This is a genomic window from Gelidibacter sp., assembly GCF_039916245.1.
Classification (GTDB): domain Bacteria; phylum Bacteroidota; class Bacteroidia; order Flavobacteriales; family Flavobacteriaceae; genus Gelidibacter.
This window is the reverse complement of record NZ_JBDSLS010000018.1, coordinates 1-3024: the sequence shown is the minus strand read 5'-3', so window position 1 is coordinate 3024 and position 3024 is coordinate 1. Positions and strand designations below refer to the sequence as shown.

Below are 3024 nucleotides of genomic sequence, written 5' to 3'. Positions count from 1 at the left end.
AGTTTTTGTCAACGACAAAGGTACCTAATTGCTATCTCAAACAAAAAATTAAACCTACTTTTGTTCTAAACAAAGCACCTTTGAAAATTACATTTTTAGGAACAGGTACATCTCAAGGAATTCCAGTGATAGGAAGCAGTCATCCTGTATGTTTAAGTGAGGATCCAAAAGACAAACGTCTTCGGGTTTCAGTGTTGGTCGAATGGAATGATTATACCTATGTCATCGATTGCGGTCCTGATTTTAGGCAACAAATGCTGAGTTCCAAATGTATCAAATTAGACGGTGTTGTTTTCACCCACGAACATGCCGATCATACGGCTGGTTTGGATGATATTAGACCGTTTTATTTTAAGCAGGGCGATATTCCTATTTATGCGCACATACGTGTTTTAAAAGCGCTTAAGAAGCGATTTGATTATATTTTTGAAACTGATAACAAATATGCAGGTGCACCAGGCGTAATGCCGATCCGAATTGAGAACAAACCCTTTAAACTAGGGGATTTAGAAGTGATGCCAATTAATGGATTGCACTATAAGTTACAGGTTTTTGGATTCAGATTTGGAGATTTTGCCTATTTGACGGATATGAAAACGATTGAAAAATCTGAAGTTAAAAAACTAAAAGGTGTCAAGGTGCTTGTTGTGAATGCTTTAAGAGAGGTTGAGCATATTTCGCATTTCAACTTAAAAGAGGCGCTTGCACTGATAAATGAAGTGAAACCGGAACGAGCCTATTTGACACACATCAGCCATATGCTGGGATTTCATGAGGAAGTGCAAAAGAAACTTCCTGAAAATGTCTTTTTGGCTTATGATAATTTGGTAATAAACCTATAAAATTTTATGAAAGGAAAACTCTTTATGTACGCATTTGTATTTGCGTTTTTATTAATCGTATTTCAATATGTGAATTCAAAAAACATCTTTGAAACTTATCAAGAGAAAATGACGAAGCACATCGAAAGAGAGCAAGTGCTGAAAGATTCTATACGAAAATTGAATAGAGAATTAAAGGAACTGAAGGATCAGCTTGAGTTGGAGTAGAGGTCGAAGAAATTGAAATTGAAATTGAAGTTGCCTGCCCGTACTTAGCTTTAGCAAAGTCGAAAATTCTAACACTAAACTTTTTATTTTAAATCATTGATGTCCGATTAAAACTTGCAGTATTTCGCGTAACCTTTTGTATATAGCGATTTTTAAAGTTTTCTTCAACTATGGGCTTCATTTGTTTTTTATTAGAAACGTTTATAAAATATGAGAATTTAGTCCGAGTCTTAAATTATATGCCGCATGCTTTCAGCGCTTTACGACACGAGTCTATATTCTAGGTTCTATCAACGCAGTGGTCTTGGTTCTTTTACTGAACAATAGTGATTTTAAATTTGGAGTAAGAATATTTAAGACAAAGTAATCTTAAATTTTATATACAAACTCCTCAACTAAAAAACTCAAAAATCAGAATTGAAGTTCCAACTTTTGAGTTTATATTTTTGACTCATAATCTTTTCTAAAGAGATTACTTCTCCAAACGCTTATTCAACCAACTTCTGAATTCATAAAAGTTTTGAGGCGCAACGCCGTGGCCCGTAGGAAATTCATGGTAGGTATTTTTAATGGATAGCGCATTTAAAAACTGAGGCACTTTCCGTGCCCATTCTACGGGTATCACTTGGTCAACACTGCCGTGCGAGCAATAAAATGCTAATTTAGAATAGTCCTTGGTTTCAAGTTCATCTGGAAGCATGTCAGGACTGATATAACCGCTTAGTGCGATGATGTTTCTGACTTTTTCAGGATAGGTTAGCGCGACGGCATAACTCAAAATGGTACCTTGACTAAAACCTAAAAGTGTAACGTTTTCTTTATTAATAGGATAAGTTTCTTTGACTTCATCGATAAATTTGGCAATCAAATCGCGTGACTTTATTGCTTGCTCATTGTCATTCCATTTGTTCATTTCGGCATCGAAATTAATCGCGTACCATGCATTTCCGTAAGGTTGCATGGGGTAGGGCGCTCGTGCTGAAATAATGAATAATTCCTCTGGCAATTCAGAAGCAAAACCAAAGAGATCGTTTTCATCACTGCCATAACCATGAAACATGATGAGGACAGGTGCATTTTCTTTTAAAGTTGAAGGTCTTGTGATATGATGTAAAGAAAGTTCAGACATTACTAATTGATATTTTTAAACCATTCTTGGAATTTTTCTCCAAAAACGGGAATGGGTTTATATTGTTCTTTTATGGCAGAATAGATTGCCAGTACCCAGCCTGTAAAAGTGATGATCCAAAAGGCTGTGCCTAAAAGACTGTTGACATATTGTTCTACCAAATTTGAAAAAACCAACATGATCATCAATCCAAACATCTGTCTAATGTGGAATAAGGTAAATTGATTTCGTTTTTCTAAATTCATGATGATGGCTATAATTAATCCTACAAAAGTTATATAACTTATGATGGCCAATTTTTTGCCCTCTTTAATTGTGGAGTCTTGCATATTAATTTAAAACCAATTGATTGTTTGAAAAGATACCGAAAACCTTACCTTTTAGTGGATAGTTTTCAAAGATGGCATTTTTTGAGCTAGAAAGGATCATCTCTTTATTGAATGTGTAATTTTCATTAGGATTGAACAGGGTCAGCTTTGCGTTTTTACCAACGGCAATTGACGTGGGATCAATCCCAAAACGCTCTTTGCCTTTAGTTAACAAATCGATTGTTTTCTTTATGGTAAAAACGGTGTTTAAAGCGCCGAATGCTGTTTCCAAACCTATGCTGCCATACATGGCGTAATCAAACTCTATTTTTTTGTGTTCAATATCGATGGGGTTATGGTCGCTCGTTACCATATCGATGGTGCCGTCCTTAAGGCCTTCAATAAGTGCAACACAATCGGACTGTGTTCTTAAAGGTGGTAAAACCTTAAAGCGTGTATCAAACGTTGATAAAACATCATCTGTCAGTATTAAATTATGAATAGCTACGCTACAGCTGACATCCAGTTTTTTAGCTTT

The 3024-nt window shown here is 35.4% G+C and carries 4 protein-coding genes and 1 pseudogene; 2 read left to right on the top strand and 3 right to left on the bottom strand.

Going from position 1 to position 3024, the window contains the following annotated elements:
- The first annotated feature begins 80 nt into the window (after positions 1 to 80).
- Complete coding sequence (locus tag ABIQ28_RS01200; protein ID WP_348034925.1) at positions 81 to 842, top strand: MBL fold metallo-hydrolase; 762 nt, start codon at positions 81 to 83, stop codon at positions 840 to 842.
- Between the two features lie 6 nt (positions 843 to 848).
- A complete protein-coding gene (locus ABIQ28_RS01195; RefSeq protein WP_348034924.1) occupies positions 849 to 1049 on the top strand; it encodes a hypothetical protein in 201 nt (66 codons plus the stop codon).
- 472 nt (positions 1050 to 1521) lie between these two features.
- Here ABIQ28_RS01195 and ABIQ28_RS01190 read toward each other — a convergent pair whose 3' ends face one another.
- The 3 genes and pseudogenes from ABIQ28_RS01190 to ABIQ28_RS01180 form a co-directional block, all read right to left on the bottom strand.
- Positions 1522 to 2178, bottom strand: coding sequence for an alpha/beta fold hydrolase (locus ABIQ28_RS01190; protein WP_348034923.1), 657 nt, complete (start codon positions 2176 to 2178; stop codon positions 1522 to 1524).
- A 2-nt stretch (positions 2179 to 2180) separates the two neighbouring features.
- Positions 2181 to 2507, bottom strand: coding sequence for a hypothetical protein (locus ABIQ28_RS01185; RefSeq protein ID WP_348034922.1), 327 nt, complete (start codon positions 2505 to 2507; stop codon positions 2181 to 2183).
- 1 nt (position 2508) lies between these two features.
- Positions 2509 to 3024: pseudogene (locus tag ABIQ28_RS01180) on the bottom strand (dihydroorotase); the annotation flags it as partial.

Excerpts from the sequence above, each read along its gene's own strand:
- ABIQ28_RS01195 (WP_348034924.1), top strand. The coding sequence starts at position 849 with ATGAAAGGAAAACTCTTTATGTACGCATTTGTATTTGCGTTTTTATTA.
- ABIQ28_RS01190 (WP_348034923.1), bottom strand. The coding sequence starts at position 2,178 with ATGTCTGAACTTTCTTTACATCATATCACAAGACCTTCAACTTTAAAA.
- ABIQ28_RS01185 (WP_348034922.1), bottom strand. The coding sequence starts at position 2,507 with ATGCAAGACTCCACAATTAAAGAGGGCAAAAAATTGGCCATCATAAGT.